We start from the raw sequence: 18,415 nt of genomic DNA, 5'->3' as shown, positions 1-18,415 counted from the left end.
CGACAAAAAAAGCCGCGGCACTCGCCGCGCGCCACACCGAGAAGGTTCCCGGCGAGCGGGCGTGGACGGAGACCGAGGCGGACCGGCCCCTCCGGTACGCGCTCGAGGTGCGTCACCCCAGCTTCACGGACCCGGCTGCGGCGGCACTGCTGGCCCGGCTCGACGTCGCCCTCGTCGTCGCGGACACAGCCGGGCGGTTCCCGTTCCTGACCGAGGCCACCGCCGATTTCGTCTACGTGCGACTGCACGGAGACACCGAGCTGTATGCGAGCGGGTACGCCCCCGAGACGCTGGACGAGTGGGCGGCGCGGATCCGTGGCTGGCGTTCCGAGGGGCGGGACGTGTACGTGTACTTCGACAACGACATCAAGGGCTACGCGCCCTGGGACGCGCTCGAACTGCAGCGCCGCGTCGGCTGACCGTGTCGGTGCCGCATGGCAGGCTCGTCGTGACGCGCCGGCGCTCGCCGGGAGCATCGGCGACCCGAGGAGGACATGGTGTGGCCCACGCACTGGCCGCAGCTCGCGCGGGAGATCGCGGAGCACACCAGCGCGGCGCTCGCCGCCGCCCGGTCGCGGTCGGCCGCGGCCTGGGAGGACGCGACGACCGAGCTGGTAGCGCTGCCGTACGAGCAGGTCGCGGGCGTGCACGCGACGATGATGCGCGAGCTGCTCGAGGAGCTGCACCCCGACGGGCTGACCGGCGAGGACGTGCAGGCGGTGTTCGAGCGCAGCGCGCGCACGGGGGCCGCGTGGCTGCCGTCGCTGCACCCGGACACGGTGGTGGCCGTGCTCACCGGCACCCTCGGGGTGTCCGACCACGACGCACCGAAGGCTCGCCCCGACGAATACCTGCGGGCCGGCCTGATCGTGCTGGCCGACCTGCTGGCGGCTCGCCGGGTGGACCCCGGCACGTACCTGCGTCGCGCGCTCGGGGAGATCGAACGCGCCGAGACCGTCGAGATGCCCTGACGGTCGGGTCGCACTGACGGTCGGGTTGCCCTGACGGTCGGGTTGCACTGACGGTCGGGTTGCCCTGACGGCCGGGATGTCCCGACGTCCCGCCTCAGTGACGGGTGTGGTCCTCGACCGCGCGGGTGAGCCGTCGCAGCAGCGCGGTGAGGGTGTCGAGTTCGTCGTCGGTGAAGCCGTCGAGCATGCGGCGCTCACGCTCGACGCGGCGGGGGAACTCGGCGTCGACCACGGCGCGGCCCGCTTCGGTGAGGGTGAGCAGGACGACGCGGCCGTCGCGCTCGAAACGCCGGCGTTCGACCAGCCCGAGCCCGACGAGGCGGTCGGCGTGCTTGGTGGTGGAGGCGCCGCTCAACCCGGTGACCGACGTGACCTCGCTGGCGCGCAGTGGCGTGCTGCTGCGCGCCAGCGCGCACAGCACTTCGAACTCGGGGCGTGTGACGCCGCTCGGCACGAGTTCCCGGTCGAGCTGGGAGAGGGCGAGGGAACTGATCCGGGTGATACGGCCGATGACGTCGATCGGGCGGGTGTCGAAGCCGGGGTGCGTCTCGGCCCAGCCGAGCCGAACGTGATCCACGAAGTCCTCGGGCTGGGCGGTGTCCGACATGGGTCCATCCTAGCGAGGAGTCTCACACTCAATTCACATTTAATTTATCTCTGAAATATCTACACTGGAGCGGTGCACCCCTCCCTCCCGATCCCGGACCACGGCCGCCTCAGGCACTCGAGGACCGCGCTCGCGCATTCGCTGTCGCCCGCAGCGTGGCGCGAGGCGCTCGAATTCCGCAGTGCCGATGCCACCGTGGCCCCGGCACTGCGCGTGGGAACAGCGGTGCTCGTCGCCCTCGTCGGAGGCGGCCTGCTGCACCTGCCGCACCTGGCCGGCTTCGCCGCCCTCGGCGCACTCGCCTCGGCCTTCGGACGCTACGAGCCCTATCCGCGGCTGGCCGGCAAGATCGCGATGGTCGGTCTCGGCGTGGTCGGTTACGTCGCGCTCGGCGCTGGGGTCGGCGCGGGCGCGGTGCCGATGTGGGCCCAGATCGCGGTGCTCTCGGTGGCGGCCGGTTTCGCCTTCTGGGTTCTGGGTGCCTTCCGGCTGTCCGGGCCGGGTCCGGTCATCCTGGTCTTCGCGGCCGCCGGCGCGGCCGGGTTCGCGCGCACCGGCACGGACCTGCGGGACGCGGTTGTTGCAGCGACCGTGGGAGTCGTTGTGGGATGGGTTGTCTCGATGGCCCCCGCCCTGTATCACCCGCACGGGCCCGCACGGATCGCCGTCGCCCGCGCTCTCGCGGCGGTCGCGGCGATCGAGCGCGACGGTCACCGTGCGGTGCCGGGCGCCCGCGCGGCGATCGCCCGGGCTCACGACGTCGTCGCGCTCGGCTCCCGAACCGGCGTCCACACCCACGAACTCCTCGCGCTGCTCGCCGCGGCCGGTGCCGTCGTCGACGAGGCCGAGTCCGACGCCGTGCCCGATCGAGTGGCCGAGTTCGCCCGATTCGAGGCCGAACTTCGGAAAGTCCGCCGCGACATCGCCATTCCGCGTGTCGACGGGACCGGAGCACCCGTCCCCGCCCGGCCCGTCGGATTCGTGCGTGACGGAGCAGCGCGGCTGCGGGACCGCGCGATCCTCGTCGGGGCCGGCCGGGTGCTCCTCGCCGCGCTCCTGGCGGGCTGGTTCGCCGCCGCGGCGGGTCTGCACCACCCGCTGTGGGCGACGATGGGTGCGATGGCCGCGTTGCAGGGCGTCAACTACCGGCAGACCGTGCAGCGGGCGATCCAGCGTCTGCTCGGCAACGTCGCGGGCGCCGTGCTCGCGGCGGCGTTGATCGCGCTGTCCCTGGATTACTGGCCGTACGCGCTGGCGATCGTGGTGCTGCAGGTCGTCGCCGAGCTGTACGTGATGAAGAACTATGCCGCGACGTCCGTTGCGGTGACCGCGATGGCCCTGCTGCTGACCGGGCTCGGCGAGAGCCTGGGCCCGGAGATCGCGATGAGCCGGATCGCCGACACGCTCGTCGGGGTGGTGCTCGGTGTGCTCGTCGCGGCGTTCACCATCGACCGTGCCGACCGGCACCACCTGCGGCCCGCACGATAGCGCCCCTGGCGCGAGAGCCCCGGACCGACGCCCGGGCCTGCGACGCATCGACGGGGCACGATCGCACGGGGTCGATCGCACCGGGTCTAGCATCGGCGCATGCGCGTGCGCCGGATCGTCGACCTGAGCCGGACCGTCTCCGGCGACACCCAGGTCTATCCCGGAGATCCCGTCCCGGTGCTGAGCCCGCACGCGACGCTCGAGCGCGACGGGTACAACCTGCTGCGGATCGAGATGGGTTCGCAGACCGGAACCCACGTCGACGCGCCGCTGCACATGCGCGCCCGGGCCGCCCCGATCGACGAGGTTCCCCTCGACCGCTTCGTCGGCCGGGGAGTCGTCCTGGACGTGCGGGGCCTGCCGCCGCGTACCGCCGTGACCCCGCGGCACCTCGCCGGCGGGCCGGAGCCGGGGCCCGGCGACATCGTCCTCGTGCATACCGGCTGGGCCGAGCACTACGACACCGATACCTACTTCGAGCATCCCTACCTGGCGGCGGACGCGTGCCGGTGGGTGCTCGAACGCGGCGTGCACGCCATCGGCCTCGACGCCCCGAGCATCGACTCCGCTCTGGGCGCCGACTTTTCCGCGCATCGGCTCGTCGCCGCGGCCGGCGGCATCGTGTGCGAGAACCTGTGCAACCTCGAACTCGTCGACTTTCCCGATCCGCTGATCAGTCTCCTTCCGCTGCGGCTGCAGGGTGCGGACGGTGCGCCGGTGCGGGCCGTGGCGATCGAACTCGAACCGTGATCACGGCACCTGCGCCGCGACGATCCGTGCGGTGCCGTATGCCGCGGTGCCGAGCGTGACGACCGCGAACGCCACGATCCACACGGCCGTCGGTACGCGGGTGAGCCAGCGCAGCTGATCGGCGTCGGAACCCTGCCCGCGGCCGCGCCGATGGGTGCGCGCCAGTTCGAGGACCGGCCGGGTGGCGCCGAACAGCAGCACCCAGGTCGTCAGGTACGCGACGGTGTAGCGCACCAGCTCGTCGCCGTAGTACGCGGCGACTCCGATCACCGCACCGACCGCGAGCACCGAGACGAATCCGAAGAAGTTGCGGATCAACAGGATCAGCAGGGCGAGGGCCGCGAGTACCGACCACAGCACCGCCGCGGGCCGGCCGGTGGTGAGGAGCGTCGCGGCGACGAATCCGAGCACGGCCGGGCCGGTGTACCCGGCGAACGCGGTCGCGATCATGCCCGGACCGCGCGGATTGCCGGAGGACACGGTCACTCCCGAGGTGTCGCTGTGCAGGCGGATGCCCGCCAGCCGCCGGCCGACGAGCCGGGCGACGAGCGCATGCGAGCCTTCGTGGGCCTGGGTGATCACGTGCCGGGTCACCAGCCACAGCGGTCGCACCGACACCAGCACCAGCGCGACGGCCGCGGTGAGGACGACGAGCCCGGCCGGTGCGGGTTCGCTCACCGCGCTGACGGCGTGCCAGCCGGCGCGGACGGCGGAGGCGAAGGACTCGAGCGGTGTGGACGGGTCGGCCTCGGGGTCCACAGGCGGCACCTTTCTGTCGGGAGTCCGCCATCGTACGGTCCGGCAATTCGCTCCACGGGCGCCGGTAATGTGCCACTCTCTAGGCTAATCATTCATATCAATAGGGAGGCCGCGTGTCGGTCGGGATTCTGGAAAGGCGCCGGGTGGCCCGGCCGTCGTGGATCGCACTCTCGGTGTTCCTCGTGTTCGCCGCGAGCAACGCCCCGGCCCCGCTGTACGTGGTGTGGCAGCGCGAGATGGGGTTCCCACCCAGCACGGTCAGCCTCATCTTCGTCAGCTACATCGTCGGATCGGTGGTGGCGCTGGTGTTCGGTGGGCGCGCGTCGGACCGGTTCGGGCGGCGAGCCGTCCTGCTGCCGGCCCTGGGCCTCGCGATCGTGGCCTGCCTCGTGTTCGCGACGGCCCGCACGCCGCTGTGGCTCGAGACGGGGCGGTTCTTCATCGGCCTCGCCTCGGGGGCATTCGGCGCGGCGGGATCGGCGGCGATCGCCGACGCGTTCGGCCCCGGTCGCGACGGGCGCGCGGCGCTGTATGCGAGCGCAGCACCCGTCGCCGGGTCGGCCGTGGGGCCGCTGCTCTCCGGGGTGCTGGCCGACGTGGCGCCGGCGCCCACCCACCTGGTCTTCCTGGTGCTGATCGTTCCCCTGGCGGCAGCCGCGATACCGCTGACCGCCGTCGGCGGTCGCCCGGCCGGGGTGAGCGGGCGCTGGGTGCAGCTGCCGAGTATCCCGCGCGAGATCGCGGGAACCGTCGTGCTGGCCATGGCCGTGGCCGGCAGCCCCTTCGCGCTGGCGGGGCTGTTCATCTCCCTCGGCCCGGCCCTGATCGCCGACCTGCTCGGCAACGACAGCCGCACCCTCGCCGGCGCGGTGTCGTTCGTCGTCTTCGGTGCCGGTGCCGGGGCTCAGTTCCTCGTCCGGCGGATGGGCATCTACCGGGTCGCGGTGGTGGGACTCTCGGTCTCCGCCCTGGCCGCGGTGCTCATCGCCGTGGCGGTCGGCGCCGCCTCGGTGCCCGTGATCGTCGTGGCGGCGGTCGCGGCGGGTCTGGGCCAGAGCCTGGCGCAGCTCGCCGGGCTCACCCTCGCACGCGGGTACGCCCCGGAGGGGCGGACCGCCGAGGTGGTGTCCATGGTGTGGCTCGCCGGATACGCCACCGTCGGGTCGGGAATCCTCGGTCTGGGGTTTCTGGCGGACGGAATCGGCTTGCGTCCCGCGACTTACGCCTTCTGCGGGTTCTTCCTGGCCTGCGTGTGCGGAGCCGGGGTCGCGGTGATGCGCCGCAGGCCGGTCGTCGAGGCACTCGCAGCCGACACCCATTGACACCCCGCAATCAATGAATATGATTATGACTTAAATCACGCGGTGATCGAATCGGAGGAGTGCGCAGTGACCTACACCATCACCGAGCCCTGTGTCGACGTCCTCGACAAGGCCTGCATCGAAGAGTGTCCGGTGGACTGCATCTACGAGGGCGGCCGGATGATGTACATCAACCCGGAGGAATGCGTCGACTGCGGCGCGTGCGAGCCGGTCTGCCCCGTCGAGGCCATCTTCTTCGAGGACGACGTCCCCGAGGACCGCGCCGGCTACACCCAGATCAATGCCGACTTCTTCGTCGAGATCGGCTCGCCGGGCGGCGCTTCCAAGATCGGAAAGACCGAGTACGACCCGCCGTCGGTGAAGAGTCTGCCCGTACGGGCATGATCGCGGTCCGGGCGGACCGACCCGGCCGGGGTTCGGTGCTCCTCGGAGCCGCGGTGGCGGCCGCCTTCACGTTCGCCGTCGTCGGGTCCAACATTCCGGGGCCGATCCTCCCGTTGTACGAGGATCATCTGGGCCTGTCCCCGTTCGTGCTGGCCGCCCTGTTCGTGACGTACTTCGTCGCCCTGGTGTCGATGTTCCTGCTCGTGAGCCGGACCTCGCTCGGGCGGTTCGCGTGGGCCGTTCTGCCCGGGGCGCTCGTCGTCGGGCTGCTCGGCGACGTCGCCCTGTGGTCCGGGGCGGATACGGCCTGGCTGCTCTTCGTCGGTCGCGCGCTGACCGGAACATGTGTCGGGCTCGCAACGGGATCCGCCGCCACGCTGGCCGTGGCGGCGCGCGGTGACGCGGGCCGCACCCTCGCGGCGACCGGCGCGATCGCCGGCTCGTTCCTCGGTCTGGTCGCCGCGGCCACCGTCGCCCAGTTGCTTCCGGAACCCACCGTGCTCATATACCGGCTGCATGCCGTCTCGCTCGTGCTCTCGGGACTGCTGCTCGCCGCCGCGCTGTGGCGCAGCAGGCGCCGGCTCGCCGCCCTCCGGCACGACGAGCCCTCCCGGCCGCCCGGGCCTCTCCCGTCCCACCCGGACGTCGGGTCGTCCCGGAACGCGTTGGCCGCCTACGGATTGGGGGCGGCCGGGTGGACTGTCGGCGGCATCGCCGTCGGCGTGCTGCCGTCCGCGTTGCGGGACGGGATCGGATCCGAGTTGCTGGTGATCGGCGTCCTCGCGGCCATCATCCTGCTCGTCACCGCCTGGCTGGGTCCCTACGTCGCCCGGGCCGCGGGCCGCGCCCCGGGGCCCGGCCTGTGCCTGCTCCTGCTCGCCGGCGGCGGCGTGCTCGTCGCCGCCGGGCTCCTCGCGCACACGTTGTGGCCGGTGCTGGCCGGCAGCTTCCTGTGGGGCATCGGCCAGGGGTTCGCCTACGCGCAGGGCCTCATCCTGCTCACCGCCGGGATGACGCCGGTGGAGCAGGGGAGGAGCACGTCGCTGTATGCATGCTCGTCGTACGGCTTCGCGGCGGTGATGATCCTGGTGGCCGGCGCGCTGTCGTCCGCGTGGGGCTACTCCTACGGATCCGCCGGTGCGGTAACGATTTTTGTGCTGTTCTGCGTGGCCGTCGCGGCAGCAGGGCGGGGGCGGTGGGCGCCGGCCGTCGCCGTGGCTCCCGTAGCCGTCCCCACCCGCCGATAATTCCTGCGCATGTTCGGATCGAACTCTGGACATTTCCCGCACGTGGCTCTACTGTGACGGGCATCACGACTAATGATGCATATCATTCGACCGGAAGGTGCACACATGTCTCGAGTCGACCGGAAAGTCCGGCGCCGCCTGCTCGGTGCCGCGAGCGCGTTCGGCGTCCTCTTCGCGGCCGCCTGCAGTTCCGGGGGGAACAGCACCGTCGCCGACGGTGATCTACCGGCCGAGATCAAGGTCGTCTCCGTGACCGACCAGACCGGCACCACGGCGTACGTCGGGAACAGTCAGCTCAGGGGCATCGAGCTCGCCATCCAGGAGATCAACGACCAGGAATATCTGGGCGATTCGAAGATCGTTCTGCAGAAGCGTGATTCGGCGAGCGACACGCAGACCGCCGTCAGTCAGGCCACGGAGGCGCTGACCGACAAGAGCGTCAGTGCCCTCCTCGGCCCGGTCCTCAGCGCCCACGCCGTCGCGATCGCCCCGCTCGTGGAGCGAGCCGGGCTGCCGACGATCTTCACCCAGTCCGGCAGCGAGGGCGTCGTCATCGGCGACTACACCTACCGCGCGACGGCGCCGATGGAGACCTACTTCGTCAAGGCGCTCGAGCGGCTGCAGCAGCAGGGCGTCGAGACCGTGAGCGTGCTCTACAACGCGGGCAACGTCACCCTCGCGGGACTCGGGGAGAAGACCATCCCCGAGGGCCAGGACAAGTACGGCTACCGGATCCTGTCGAGCACCTCCGTCCAGGCCACCACCCAGGACTTCGGCACCACCGCAACGAAGATCGCCGGCGAGAATCCCGACGCCGTGATCGTCCTGCTCGTCGGTGCCGGCAACTCCACCGCCATGTCGCAGCTGCGTCAGGCGGGCTACACCGGCCCCGTCGTCGGCAACCCGGCCGCCGGCGCGGGCAACCTCGCCCCCGCGGGAGCCGCGGGAGCCGGAATGTACTGGGCCACCGACTTCAGCTTCCACCAGAAGGACGAGACGTCCCAGCAGTTCGTCGAGGCGTACCGCGCCAAGTACAACGGGGAGAACCCGCTGAACTACGCCGCCGAGGGCTACGACGCGACCTGGATGCTCGCCCACGCCGCCAAGAACTCGGGCGGTGCGTCCCGCGACGACCTGCAGCGCGGTCTCGAGCAGGTCGTGGCCGAGGGCTTCGACGGCGCGCTCGGGCCGGTGCGCTTCGAAGGCAACGACATGCGCGTCGACGGCGTGCTCGTCGAATGGAACGGCACGGAAGAAGTGCTGCTCGACGGCCAGGAATCGACGGAATAGTGCGGACCTCACCGCACCCGTGCACCAAGGAGTTCGACGAATGACCGGAACATCGCACAGTCACCGGGGCAACCCGGCCGGAGGAAGGCAGGGGTCATGTCACAGCTGGTGATCGACGCACTCGTGCTCGGCTCCATCTACCTGCTCTTCTGCCTGGGAATGAGCATCTCCTGGGGAACGATCGACATCCTCAACTTCGCCCACGGCGGGATCTTCATGTTCTCCGCGTTCGTGGCCTCCCAGATCGTCTCCAACGTCGGGCTCGGGCTCGTCACCGTCTGCCTGATCTCCGTCGTGGTCGGCGCCGCGCTCTCCGCGGCCATCGACGTCTTCGCGTTCCAGCCGATCCTGCGCCGGGCCAAGAACCAGCGGACGGCCGAGCTGCAGATCCTCATCGGCGGTATCGGAATCGGCACCATCCCGGTGGCGATCGTGCAGTTCCGCACGCTGAGCGAGCCGTTCGGCTTCCTCGGCAGCTCGTACGAGACGTCGGTCTACACCCTCGGCGGCCTGCGACTGACGAGCACGGGACTCATCGTGCTCGGCTGCGCCCTGATCCTCACGCTGGCGATCTCCTTCTGGCTCAAGAACACCAGCCACGGCCTCGCCCTGCGGGCGATCGGCGTGGACTCGGAGACCGCCGAACTGATGGGCGTCAAGCGGCGCCAGCTGTCCCTGCTCACCATGGCGGTGTCGGGCGGCCTCGCCGGTCTCGCCGGTGCCTTGCTCACCTACAACCTCGGCGCCATCACGGCCGAGAGCGGTGAAACCCTGCTCATCAAGGCATTCGCCATCATCATCCTCGGCGGCGTGGGCAGCACCGGCGGCGCCGCCCTCGGCGCCATGGTGCTCGCGTTCTCCGAGGTCCTGGTGCTCCGCTACACCGGGGGCGGCTGGGTCGACGCCGTCGGCTTCGGCCTCATCCTCGTGGTTCTGCTGCTGCGGCCGCAGGGCATCTTCGGAAGGAAGGAGGTGCGACGGGTATGAGCGACTTCTACTTCTCCAACATCGTCCTCATCCAGAGCACGTTCACGGTCCTGCTGCTCGCGCTGAGCATCCAGATCCAGTTCCGGATGGGAGTGTTCTCCTTCGCCGGCGCCGCGTTCTACGGCATGGGCTCCTACGGCACCGCGATCTTCGTGCTGCACTACGGGTTCGACGCGATCTCCGCGACCGCCGCCATCGTCGCGATCTGCGCGGTCACCGGATACCTGCTCTCGCTGATCCTGCAACGTCTCACCGGCTTGTACCTGGCCATGGCCACCGTCGCGTTCGTCATGATCGTCACCGTCGTCGCCCACAACGGCGGTGAACTCACCGGTGGCTCGGTCGGCCTGTTCGGCGTGCTCACCACCCCGGAGATCTCCGTTCCGCACCTGGCCGTCGTCTGCGCCGTCGTCGTCGCAGCGATGATCTTCAGCGAGCGCGGCAGCATGGGCCGGCGCATCGAGGCGGTCCGCGAAGACCCGGAACTCGCCTCGGCCATGGGCATCAACGTCGCCCGCTACCGCCGGATGTCCTTCGTGATCAGCGGTGTGCTCGGCGCGCTCGGTGGCGCCCTGAACATCCTGATGATGACGGCCATCGCCCCGGAGAACATCGGCTTCCCGCTGATCGTGCTCGCGCTGACGATCATCATCGTCGGTGGCTCCCGGTCCTGGCTCGGCGTGCTCATCGGTGCCCTCATCTTCACCTGGCTGCCGGTGATGCTCGAGCAGGTGGGCACCTACCAGAGCATCGTCTACGGCATCATCGTCGCCATCGCCGCGATCTTCATGCCCGGCGGCATCACCGGCGTCGTCACCGACCTGTACCGTCGCCGCGCTGCCCGCCGCGACAGCGCGGCGCTCGAGGACGAGGCCGAAGCGGAACGTCGCGCCGACGCCGCCGACGACGAGGCCGCCGCCGAACTCGGTGCCGAACTCGCGGGCACCGGCGCCCACTCCGCCCCGACAGGAGAATCGCGATGACCACCGAAGCCGTTCCCCACGAGGGCGTTCCCGGCCGGCGGGTTCCGGACCAGGTGCTGCGGGTCGAGGACCTCGCGGTCCACTTCGGCGGCATCAAGGCCGTCGACGGCATCACCCTCGGTCTCGAGCGCGGTCTGATCTCCGGAATCCTCGGGCCCAACGGTTCGGGCAAGAGCACCCTGCTCGGCGCCGTCACCCGGCTCACGCCCCTGACCCGTGGATCGATGTACTTCGAGGACCGCGACTTCTCCGGCGTCCGGCCCGAGCAGGTGGCCCGGCTCGGCATCGGACGCACCTTCCAGACCGTCCGCCTCCTCGACGATCTCACCGTGCACGAGAACGTCCAACTCGGGCACGACCTGATCGCGGGACCGCGACGGTGGTGGCGACGGGTCGACAGCACCGAGCGCGACGCCGCCGAGGCGGCCGTGCACACCGCGCTCGAACGCACCGGACTCGACGGCAAGGAGAAGCTGCGTCCGGGTCAGCTCTCGTACGGCCTGCAGCGCCGGGTCGAGATCGCCCGCGCGATCGTGATGTCGCCGAAGCTGCTGCTGCTCGACGAACCCACCGCCGGCATGAATCGCTTCGAACGCGAGGAGATCGGCCGGTTGATGTCCGACCTGCGTGCGGAAGGACTCACCCAGCTGATCGTCGAACACGACGTGCAGATGATGGTGGACGTCTGCGATCACCTGTTCGCCATGAACTCCGGACAGCTCATCGCCTCCGGTGCCCCCGCCGACGTGGTGCGCGATCCGGCGGTGCGCGAGGCCTACCTCGGAAAGCAGGACAACGATGATCGAGATTCGTGATCTGCACGTCGATTACGGCAAGGTCAGTGCGGTACGCGGGGTGTCCGTCACCGCGCGGCCGGGACGGGTGACGCTCGTCCTCGGTGCCAACGGCGCCGGCAAGACCACCACGCTGCGCACCGTCGCAGGCCTGACCACGCCCACCTCCGGCGACGTCCTCGTCGACGGGGAGTCGATCAAGGGATGGCCCGCCCACCGGATCCTCAAGCGCGGCATCTCGCTGGTGCCCGAGGGACGCAAGGTGTTCGGTTCGCTCACCGTGTACAAGAACCTCAAGATCGGCGGCCTGGTGGCGTCGAAGAAGGCCCGCGAGGAGTCGATGCGGACCGTGTTCGAGATGTTCCCCATCCTGGAGGAACGGCAGTCCGGCCCCGCCGGCCTGCTCAGCGGCGGCGAGCAGCAGATGCTCGCCTTCGGCCGCAGCCTCATGTCGCAGCCCGACTACATCCTCATGGACGAGCCGTCCATGGGGTTGGCCCCCGCCGTGGTCGACCGCGTCATGGCCAGCGTGCGCACCATCGCGGACCGTGGCATCGGCGTCCTCATGGTCGAGCAGAACGCCGAGGCCGGCATGCGGATCGCGGACGACGTCGTCGTCGTCAACCGCGGTGAATCGGTGTACTCCGGGCCGGTCGACGAGGCGCGCAACCACTCGTCGGTGGTGCTGGCCTTCCTCGGTGAAGCCGCGCTGACCGGAACCGACAACTGAACCGAGAACGGAAGAGAATGAAGAACACACGTATTGCCGTCGCCGCGTTCGCCGGTGTCGCCGGTCTCGCCCTGACCACCGCGTGCGGGTCGGGCGGCGGCGGGACCGTCGGGTCCGGCGAGATGCCCGCCGAGATCAAGGTCGTCTCGGTGACCGACAAGACCGGTCTGACCGCCTTCGGTGGCCTGCCCCAGTTCCGGGGCATCGAACTCGCCGTCGAACAGGTCAACAGCAGTGGGTTCCTCGGTGAGTCGAAGCTCGTGCTCGAGAGCCGGGACGCGGCCAGCGACACGCAGACCGCCGTGAGCCAGGCGACGGAGGCGACGGCGGACCGGTCGGTCAGCGCGCTGCTCGGCGGCATCTCCAGCGCTCAGGCCATCGCGATCTCCCCGATCGTGGACCGGGCGAAGCTGCCGACCGTCTACACGCAGTCCGCCAGCGACGGTGTGCTCGGCGGCGACTACACCTTCCGGGCGACGCCGCCGCAGACCACGCACATCGGCACCTCCCTGGCTCACCTCGAGGACCTCGGGGCCGAGCGGGTCAGCGTGCTGTTCAACGCCGCCAACCCGGCGCTGGCGGAGATGGCGGAGAAGAACCTTCCGGAGGGGCAGTCCGAGCACGGTTACGAGATCGTCTCGACCACGTCCGTGCAGAACACCACCCAGGACTTCGCGTCGTCGGCGACGAAGATCGCCGGGGAGCGGCCCGACGCGGTGGCCATGCTGCTCACCGGCGCCCAGAACGCCACGGCCATGCGGCAGTTGCGTCAGGCCGGGTACACGGGACCGGTGCTGGGCCAGACCGGCGCCGGCGCGAAGAACCTCGTCCCGGCGGGGGCGGACGGGGCGGGCATGTTCTGGACCGCCAACTTCACCCTCGACCAGCCGGCAGCGTCGTCCCAGGAGTTCGTCGCGGCGTACCGGGCGAAGTACAACGAGGACCCGCTGAACTACGCGGCCGAGGGGTACGACGCCGCCTGGCTGCTGGCCCGGGCGATCAAGGCGTCCGGCGGCGCGTCCCGCGAGGACATCCAGCGCGGCCTCGAGCAGGTCACCGCGGAGGGCTTCGACGGTGCGCAGGGCGAGATCACGTTCGAGGGCCACGACATGCGGACCCCGGGTGTGCTCGTCGAATGGGACGGCAGCCGTGAGGTGCTCGTGTCGACGCCGTCGGCCTGACTCTTTTCTTGTGGCCGAATGTCACATCGCGTCGATCGGATCGACGCGATGTGACATTCGGTCCGAATGCGGGGCACGAATACGAGACGGGGCCCGGGGAGAGATCCCCGGGCCCCGTCTCGTTCGGTCAGCGTCCCTGCCAGACCGGTTCGCGCTTCTCCTTGAACGCCAGTGCGCCTTCCTTCGCGTCGGCGGAGGAACGCACCGGTTCGTAGATCTCGCGCATGCGCTCGAACTCCTCGTCGTTGGACCAGTCCCGGGCCTGCGCGATGATCTGCTTGGTGGCGCGCACCGCGAGCGGGCCGTTCTTCGCGATCGCCTTCGCCAGCGCGACGGCCTCGGCCAGCGCCTGCCCCTCGGGGACGAGCCGGTTGAGCAGCTTCGCCTCGTACGCCGTGTGCGCCGTGAAGTACTCGCCGGTGAGGCTCCATTCGACGGCGAGCTGATGGGGAACCTTGCGCGGCAACCGCAGCAGACCGCCACCCCCGGCGAGCAGGCCGCGCTTGACCTCCGGCAGGCCGAAGACGGCGGTCTCCGACGCGACGACGAGGTCGCACGCGAGCACGATCTCGAAACCGCCTGCGACGGCGTGCCCTTCGACCGCCGCAACGATCGGCTTGTCGGAGGATTTCTCGGTGATGCCCGCAAAGCCGCGACCTTCGACCGAAGGGCGTTCGCCGGCGAGGAAGGCCTTCAGGTCCATGCCGGTGCAGAAGGTCTTCCCGGCACCGGTGACGACGCCGGCGACGAGATCGTCGCGGGCGTCGAGTTCCTCGAGGGCGGCAGCGATCGCGACGGCGGTCTCGGTGTTGATCGCATTGCGCACCTCGGGCCGGTTGATCGTGATGATCTGCACGCCGTCGGACTGTTCGACGTGTACGGGGGTGTCCATGTCTGTCTCCTATCGGGGCTGCATGCGGATCGCACCGTCGATGCGGATCGTCTCGCCGTTGATCATCGCGTTGTCCACGATCGACAGGGCGAGCTTCGCGTACTCGTCGGGCTGCCCGAGCCGGGCGGGGTGCGGGGTCTGGGCGGCGAGACCGTCGCGGATCTCCTGCGAGAACCGGGACAGGATCGGCGTATCGAAGGTGCCGGGGGCGATGCTGTTGACCCGCACCAGCTTCCGCGAGAGGTCACGGGCGGCGACGAGCGTCATGCCGACGACTCCGGCCTTGGCGGAGGCGTAGGGGATCTGGCCGATCTGACCCTCCCAGGCTGCGACCGACGCGGTGAGGACGACGACGCCGCGTTCGCCGTCGACGGGTTCGTTGTTCACCATCCGGGTCGCCGACAGGCGCAGCACGTTGAACGAGCCGATCAGGTTGATCCGGATCAGGTTCTCGTACATGTCGAGCGAGCCGGGGGTGCCGTCCTTCTCGACGACGCGGACGGTGCCGCCGCGGCCGGCGCAGTGCACGACGGCGCGGAGGGGAGCACGTTCCTCGGCCGCGTCGAGCGCGCGGTTCACCGCGTCGGGATCGGTGACGTCGGTCGGGGCGAACACGGCGAGCTCACCGAGTTCCTTGGCGACGACCTCCCCGTCCGAGGTGGGCAGGTCGAGGATCACCGTCGGCACGCCGAGGCCGACGAAGCGCTTGACGGTGGCCAGGCCGAGGCCGGAGGCCCCGCCGGTGACGACCGCCGATCCGTTGGTCATGTCCATGACTTCTCCTGTCTGCAAAAGGAATTCAGAGTCGTTCCACGATCGTCGCGTTGGCCATGCCGCCGGCCTCGCACATGGTCTGCAGGCCGTAGCGGCCGCCGGTGCGTTCGAGGTGGCTGATCAGCGTGGTCGCCAGCCGGGCCCCGGACGCGCCCAGCGGGTGCCCGAGGGCGACGGCGCCGCCCACCGGGTTCAGGACGTCGTCGGACGCACCGATCTCGCGCTGCCAGGCGAGGGGGACGGACGCGAACGCCTCGTTGACCTCGAAGGCGGCGATGTCTGCGACCGACAGGCCGGCCCGCGCGAGGACCTTCTCGGTGGCGGGAATGGGGCCGGTGAGCATGAGGGTGGGATCGTCACCCACGACGGCGGAGGCCACGATCGCGGCCCGGGGGCGCAGACCGAGGGCGGCGGCTTTCGCCTCGGACATGATCAGCAGGGCGGACGCGCCGTCGGAGATCTGCGAGGAGTTGCCTGCGGTGACCTTCCAATCCAGGTCGGGGAAGCGCTCACGCCGGGTGTCGGTGCCGAAGGCCGCGGGCAGTCCGGCGAGGCGCTCGGCGGTGGTGCCCTCACGGATGGTCTCGTCGGCGGTGACCACCCCGGTGGGGGTCGTGACGGGGACGATCTCGCCGTCGAACCATCCGGCGGCACGGGCGTGTGCGGCGCGCTCGTGCGAGCGGGCCGAGTACTCGTCCAGCTCGGCCCGGCTCAGGGCCCACTTCTGCGCGACGAGTTCCGCCGCGATGCCCTGCGGGACGAGATCGGGGAAGCGCCCGCGGACGGCGGGGCCGTGCGGGTCCTTGCCCATCGCCGCCGATCCCATGGGGACCCGGCTCATCGATTCGACGCCGCCGGCGACGACGATGTCGTACGCCCCGGCGGCGATGCCCTGGACCGCGAAGTCGATCGCCTGCTGCCCCGAGCCGCACTTGCGTTCGACGGTCACCGACGGCACGTGGGTGGGAAATCCGGCCGCGAGCAGGGCCTGCCGGCCCGGCGTGGCGGACTGTTCGCCGGACTGGTTGACGCAGCCGATGACGACGTCGTCGATCAGCCCGGGGTCGAGGTCGTTGCGGGCGACCAGTCCGGCCAGGACCTGGCCGAGCAGATCGCTGGGGTGCACGCCGGCCAGAGCGCCCTGCGCTCTGCCCCGGCCGACGGGGGACCGGACGGCATCGACGATGACGGCGCGGGTCATGGGCTCTCCTCCACTCGCGGGACTAATTCATGATGATGGTTACTATAGACCACGACCCTACGCCCGATATGGCGTGCATCACACCGAGGGTCACCGGTAGGTGGACCAGGTGGGCAGGCTTTCGGGGAAGTCGGCGCGCTGGGGGTGGGTGCCGGGCCACTGGATGCGTTCGGTCGTACACAGTCCTGCGTTCATCTTCTCGAGCGGCACGGCGTACATGAACCGCAGGCTCCGTCGCCGGAACAGCCATCGGTCACGGTCGCGGACGTACTCGTCGGAGTACCGGTACGCAGCCATCACGAGCGTGCCGTCGAGTGCGAGTTCGGCTCTGCCCGTGAGCAATCCGCGAGCAGTGTCACCGTCGACGCAGATCTGGTCGCTGAGCGGGGAGTGCAGGGTCAGGCTGTACCTGTCCATGGCGGCGACGTAGAACTCGCGGATCTCCTCGTGCCCGTGGGCGACGGAGCCGGCCCGTTCGAATTCGCCGTCCTCGGTGAACAGCGACAGCAGCGTCTCGATGTCGTGATCGTCCACCGCGATGGCGTAGGCGGCGACGAGGTCCTGGATGCGGGCGCGGTCCTCGAGTCGGGTGAGGCGGCGAGCCAGCTCCTCGAGGGTGCCGGGACGCGGATCGACGGTCGTCATGTGACCTCCCTGAATAATGATAACGATTGTGATGTATTACACATCATGACGTGCAGTCGGGGAAGGGTGACGCTCCGGCGGTGCCGCACGACACGAGAGAAGTGCGGGGCAACCCGTTGCCTCTTAATCATTATCATGGTTAGTATGTGAGTCATTGAACTGAGTGACCTTGACCACACCTGGCGGGCGCTTTAGGTTAATGATGAACACAGAAAGGTGGGGACATGGCGAAAGCGCACGTCGACGACGAGCTCCGGGACATCCGTGCGGCCGCGGCGACCGTAGCCCGGGAGCGCTACGCACCGAAGGCTGCGCAGTGGGATCTCGAACGCACCGCCTTCCCGCACGACGAGCGCCGCTTCCTCGGCGAACTGGGGTACCTCGGCATCTCGTTGCCGGAGGAGTACGGAGGCTCCGGCGCCCCGCTGTCCCACGCCCTGGCGGTGATCGAGGAGTTCGCGAAGGCCTGCCGGCCGGCGGCCTTCCAGATCTTCGAATCCAACACCGGGCCGGCTCAGGCCATCGCCCGACTCGGCACGGAACACCAGAAGAAGACGTTCCTGCCGCAGATCGTCGCGGGGGAGAAGACCATGGCGGTCGCGATCTCCGAGCCCGACGCCGGCTCCGCCGCCACCGACATGACGACCAAGGCCGTGCGCACCGACGAGGGTGTCGTGATCAACGGCATGAAGCGGTGGATTTCCAACGGTAGCGAGGCCGACGTCTACCTCACCTACTGCCGCATGGGCGACGCCCCCGGCGCCAAGGGCATCGGAGCAGTCCTCGTCGAGGCCGACCGGCCCGGCATCAGCTACGGCGCGCGCGAGAAGCTCATGGGCTTCCGGGGCATCCCGTCGGCCGACATCTTCTACGACGACGTGGTCGTCCCGGAGGAGAACATCGTCGCGGAGGCCGGTGGCTTCCGGAAGTTGTTCGGGGCGTTCACCATCGAGCGCCTGGGCAACACGACTATGAGCCTGGCCATCGGACAGGAGGCGCTCGACCGCACCCTCACCTACGTGCAGGAGCGCCACCAGTTCGGCAAGCCGCTCGTGGAGTTCCAGTCCGTCCAGATGACCCTCGCCGACATGGTCCTGCAGGTCGAGGCCGCCCGTCTGCTCCGCGACCGCGCCGTCGCCAACATCACCGACGGCCTGCCCGACCCGCTCGAGGTCTCCCTCGCCAAGTGCACCGCCAACGAAATGGCCAAGCGCGTCACCGACCTGGCCATCCAGCTGCACGGCGGCAACGGGTACACCGAGGAGTTCGGAATCGAGCGGCTGCACCGTGATTCGCACGGGTGGGCGCTGGCCGGCGGCACACCGACCATGCAGCGCACCCGGATCGTCTCCGAGCTCCTCGGCCGCACGTTCGATCAGCGCGCCTGACATTGCAATCAACGAAGAACTT

At 69.9% G+C, this 18,415-nt stretch carries 20 protein-coding genes; 14 read left to right on the top strand and 6 right to left on the bottom strand.

Annotated elements, in window-relative coordinates:
* Both OEY_RS0111665 and OEY_RS0111660 read left to right on the top strand, forming a co-directional pair.
* Positions 1-419 (top strand): DUF72 domain-containing protein (locus tag OEY_RS0111665; protein WP_010594055.1); only part of this gene is annotated, 419 nt, incomplete at its 5' end.
* A gap of 75 nt (positions 420-494) precedes the next feature.
* A complete protein-coding gene (locus tag OEY_RS0111660; RefSeq protein WP_010594054.1) occupies positions 495-971 on the top strand; it encodes a hypothetical protein in 477 nt (158 codons plus the stop codon).
* Positions 972-1,065: 94 nt separating this feature from the next.
* Here OEY_RS0111660 and OEY_RS0111655 read toward each other — a convergent pair whose 3' ends face one another.
* A complete protein-coding gene (locus tag OEY_RS0111655; RefSeq protein ID WP_010594053.1) occupies positions 1,066-1,578 on the bottom strand; it encodes a MarR family winged helix-turn-helix transcriptional regulator in 513 nt (170 codons plus the stop codon).
* Positions 1,579-1,650: 72 nt separating this feature from the next.
* On the opposite strand from OEY_RS0111655, the gene OEY_RS0111650 reads away from it, so the two are divergent.
* Entirely contained in the window at positions 1,651-3,066 is a 1,416-nt protein-coding gene (locus tag OEY_RS0111650) for an FUSC family protein (protein ID WP_010594052.1), read from the top strand.
* 99 nt (positions 3,067-3,165) lie between these two features.
* Positions 3,166-3,816 (top strand): cyclase family protein, encoded by a 651-nt coding sequence (locus OEY_RS0111645; protein WP_010594051.1) that lies wholly within the window; start codon positions 3,166-3,168, stop codon positions 3,814-3,816.
* On the opposite strand, the gene OEY_RS0111640 is transcribed toward OEY_RS0111645, so the two are convergent.
* Positions 3,817-4,575, bottom strand: coding sequence for a M50 family metallopeptidase (locus OEY_RS0111640; RefSeq protein ID WP_010594050.1), 759 nt, complete (start codon positions 4,573-4,575; stop codon positions 3,817-3,819). It abuts the gene before it with no gap.
* A gap of 113 nt (positions 4,576-4,688) precedes the next feature.
* Here OEY_RS0111640 and OEY_RS0111635 point away from each other — a divergent pair, with 113 nt between their 5' ends.
* The 9 genes from OEY_RS0111635 to OEY_RS0111595 all read left to right on the top strand — a co-directional run bounded on the left by OEY_RS0111635 (position 4,689) and on the right by OEY_RS0111595 (position 13,493).
* Positions 4,689-5,897, top strand: coding sequence for an MFS transporter (locus tag OEY_RS0111635; RefSeq protein WP_237211247.1), 1,209 nt, complete (start codon positions 4,689-4,691; stop codon positions 5,895-5,897).
* Positions 5,898-5,963: 66 nt separating this feature from the next.
* Positions 5,964-6,281: a ferredoxin gene (gene fdxA / locus OEY_RS0111630; protein WP_010594048.1), complete on the top strand. Its 318-nt coding sequence runs from the start codon at positions 5,964-5,966 to the stop codon at positions 6,279-6,281.
* Positions 6,278-7,528, top strand: coding sequence for a hypothetical protein (locus OEY_RS0111625; RefSeq protein ID WP_010594047.1), 1,251 nt, complete (start codon positions 6,278-6,280; stop codon positions 7,526-7,528). Before fdxA ends, OEY_RS0111625 begins: the two co-directional genes overlap by 4 nt.
* A gap of 105 nt (positions 7,529-7,633) precedes the next feature.
* Positions 7,634-8,818: an ABC transporter substrate-binding protein gene (locus tag OEY_RS0111620; RefSeq protein WP_010594046.1), complete on the top strand. Its 1,185-nt coding sequence runs from the start codon at positions 7,634-7,636 to the stop codon at positions 8,816-8,818.
* Between the two features lie 96 nt (positions 8,819-8,914).
* The gene (locus OEY_RS0111615) at positions 8,915-9,805 is read left to right on the top strand and encodes a branched-chain amino acid ABC transporter permease (RefSeq protein WP_010594045.1); all 891 of its coding nucleotides are present in this window, start codon (positions 8,915-8,917) and stop codon (positions 9,803-9,805) included.
* Entirely contained in the window at positions 9,802-10,788 is a 987-nt protein-coding gene (locus tag OEY_RS0111610; protein ID WP_010594044.1) for a branched-chain amino acid ABC transporter permease, read from the top strand. The genes OEY_RS0111615 and OEY_RS0111610 overlap by 4 nt, the downstream gene beginning before the upstream one ends.
* Complete coding sequence (locus OEY_RS0111605; RefSeq protein ID WP_010594043.1) at positions 10,785-11,603, top strand: ABC transporter ATP-binding protein; 819 nt, start codon at positions 10,785-10,787, stop codon at positions 11,601-11,603. The genes OEY_RS0111610 and OEY_RS0111605 overlap by 4 nt, the downstream gene beginning before the upstream one ends.
* Positions 11,587-12,312 carry an ABC transporter ATP-binding protein gene (locus OEY_RS0111600; protein ID WP_010594042.1) on the top strand — a complete coding sequence of 242 codons (726 nt, stop codon included), beginning with the start codon at positions 11,587-11,589 and terminating at the stop codon, positions 12,310-12,312. Before OEY_RS0111605 ends, OEY_RS0111600 begins: the two co-directional genes overlap by 17 nt.
* Before the next feature lie 17 nt (positions 12,313-12,329).
* The gene (locus tag OEY_RS0111595) at positions 12,330-13,493 is read left to right on the top strand and encodes an ABC transporter substrate-binding protein (protein WP_010594041.1); all 1,164 of its coding nucleotides are present in this window, start codon (positions 12,330-12,332) and stop codon (positions 13,491-13,493) included.
* 127 nt (positions 13,494-13,620) lie between these two features.
* Here the strand turns inward: OEY_RS0111595 and OEY_RS0111590 are convergent, their stop codons facing one another.
* The 4 genes from OEY_RS0111590 to OEY_RS0111575 form a co-directional block, all read right to left on the bottom strand.
* Complete coding sequence (locus OEY_RS0111590) at positions 13,621-14,385, bottom strand: crotonase/enoyl-CoA hydratase family protein (RefSeq protein WP_010594040.1); 765 nt, start codon at positions 14,383-14,385, stop codon at positions 13,621-13,623.
* Between the two features lie 9 nt (positions 14,386-14,394).
* On the bottom strand, positions 14,395-15,159 hold the full coding sequence (locus OEY_RS0111585; RefSeq protein WP_010594039.1) for an SDR family NAD(P)-dependent oxidoreductase: 765 nt from the start codon (positions 15,157-15,159) through the stop codon (positions 14,395-14,397).
* A 25-nt stretch (positions 15,160-15,184) separates the two neighbouring features.
* A complete protein-coding gene (locus tag OEY_RS0111580; RefSeq protein WP_010594038.1) occupies positions 15,185-16,360 on the bottom strand; it encodes a thiolase family protein in 1,176 nt (391 codons plus the stop codon).
* A gap of 90 nt (positions 16,361-16,450) precedes the next feature.
* Positions 16,451-17,005 (bottom strand): nuclear transport factor 2 family protein, encoded by a 555-nt coding sequence (locus OEY_RS0111575; RefSeq protein ID WP_010594037.1) that lies wholly within the window; start codon positions 17,003-17,005, stop codon positions 16,451-16,453.
* A 224-nt stretch (positions 17,006-17,229) separates the two neighbouring features.
* On the opposite strand from OEY_RS0111575, the gene OEY_RS0111570 reads away from it, so the two are divergent.
* Positions 17,230-18,393 (top strand): acyl-CoA dehydrogenase family protein, encoded by a 1,164-nt coding sequence (locus OEY_RS0111570; RefSeq protein ID WP_010594036.1) that lies wholly within the window; start codon positions 17,230-17,232, stop codon positions 18,391-18,393.
* The last annotated feature ends 22 nt before the right edge of the window (positions 18,394-18,415 follow it).

It is taken from the genome of Rhodococcus sp. P14 (assembly GCF_000256505.1).
Taxonomy (GTDB): domain Bacteria; phylum Actinomycetota; class Actinomycetes; order Mycobacteriales; family Mycobacteriaceae; genus Rhodococcus; species Rhodococcus ruber.
The sequence above is the reverse complement of the archived record's forward strand: the minus strand, read 5'-3'. Positions and strand labels throughout refer to the sequence as shown.

Excerpts from the sequence above, each read along its gene's own strand:
- OEY_RS0111660 (WP_010594054.1), top strand. The coding sequence starts at position 495 with ATGGTGTGGCCCACGCACTGGCCGCAGCTCGCGCGGGAGATCGCGGAG.
- OEY_RS0111595 (WP_010594041.1), top strand. The coding sequence starts at position 12,330 with ATGAAGAACACACGTATTGCCGTCGCCGCGTTCGCCGGTGTCGCCGGT.
- OEY_RS0111655 (WP_010594053.1), bottom strand. The coding sequence starts at position 1,578 with ATGTCGGACACCGCCCAGCCCGAGGACTTCGTGGATCACGTTCGGCTC.
- OEY_RS0111615 (WP_010594045.1), top strand. The coding sequence starts at position 8,915 with ATGTCACAGCTGGTGATCGACGCACTCGTGCTCGGCTCCATCTACCTG.
- OEY_RS0111620 (WP_010594046.1), top strand. The coding sequence starts at position 7,634 with ATGTCTCGAGTCGACCGGAAAGTCCGGCGCCGCCTGCTCGGTGCCGCG.
- OEY_RS0111570 (WP_010594036.1), top strand. The coding sequence starts at position 17,230 with ATGGCGAAAGCGCACGTCGACGACGAGCTCCGGGACATCCGTGCGGCC.
- OEY_RS0111610 (WP_010594044.1), top strand. The coding sequence starts at position 9,802 with ATGAGCGACTTCTACTTCTCCAACATCGTCCTCATCCAGAGCACGTTC.
- OEY_RS0111590 (WP_010594040.1), bottom strand. The coding sequence starts at position 14,385 with ATGGACACCCCCGTACACGTCGAACAGTCCGACGGCGTGCAGATCATC.
- OEY_RS0111605 (WP_010594043.1), top strand. The coding sequence starts at position 10,785 with ATGACCACCGAAGCCGTTCCCCACGAGGGCGTTCCCGGCCGGCGGGTT.
- OEY_RS0111600 (WP_010594042.1), top strand. The coding sequence starts at position 11,587 with ATGATCGAGATTCGTGATCTGCACGTCGATTACGGCAAGGTCAGTGCG.
- OEY_RS0111580 (WP_010594038.1), bottom strand. The coding sequence starts at position 16,360 with ATGACCCGCGCCGTCATCGTCGATGCCGTCCGGTCCCCCGTCGGCCGG.
- OEY_RS0111645 (WP_010594051.1), top strand. The coding sequence starts at position 3,166 with ATGCGCGTGCGCCGGATCGTCGACCTGAGCCGGACCGTCTCCGGCGAC.
- OEY_RS0111585 (WP_010594039.1), bottom strand. The coding sequence starts at position 15,159 with ATGGACATGACCAACGGATCGGCGGTCGTCACCGGCGGGGCCTCCGGC.
- OEY_RS0111625 (WP_010594047.1), top strand. The coding sequence starts at position 6,278 with ATGATCGCGGTCCGGGCGGACCGACCCGGCCGGGGTTCGGTGCTCCTC.
- OEY_RS0111575 (WP_010594037.1), bottom strand. The coding sequence starts at position 17,005 with ATGACGACCGTCGATCCGCGTCCCGGCACCCTCGAGGAGCTGGCTCGC.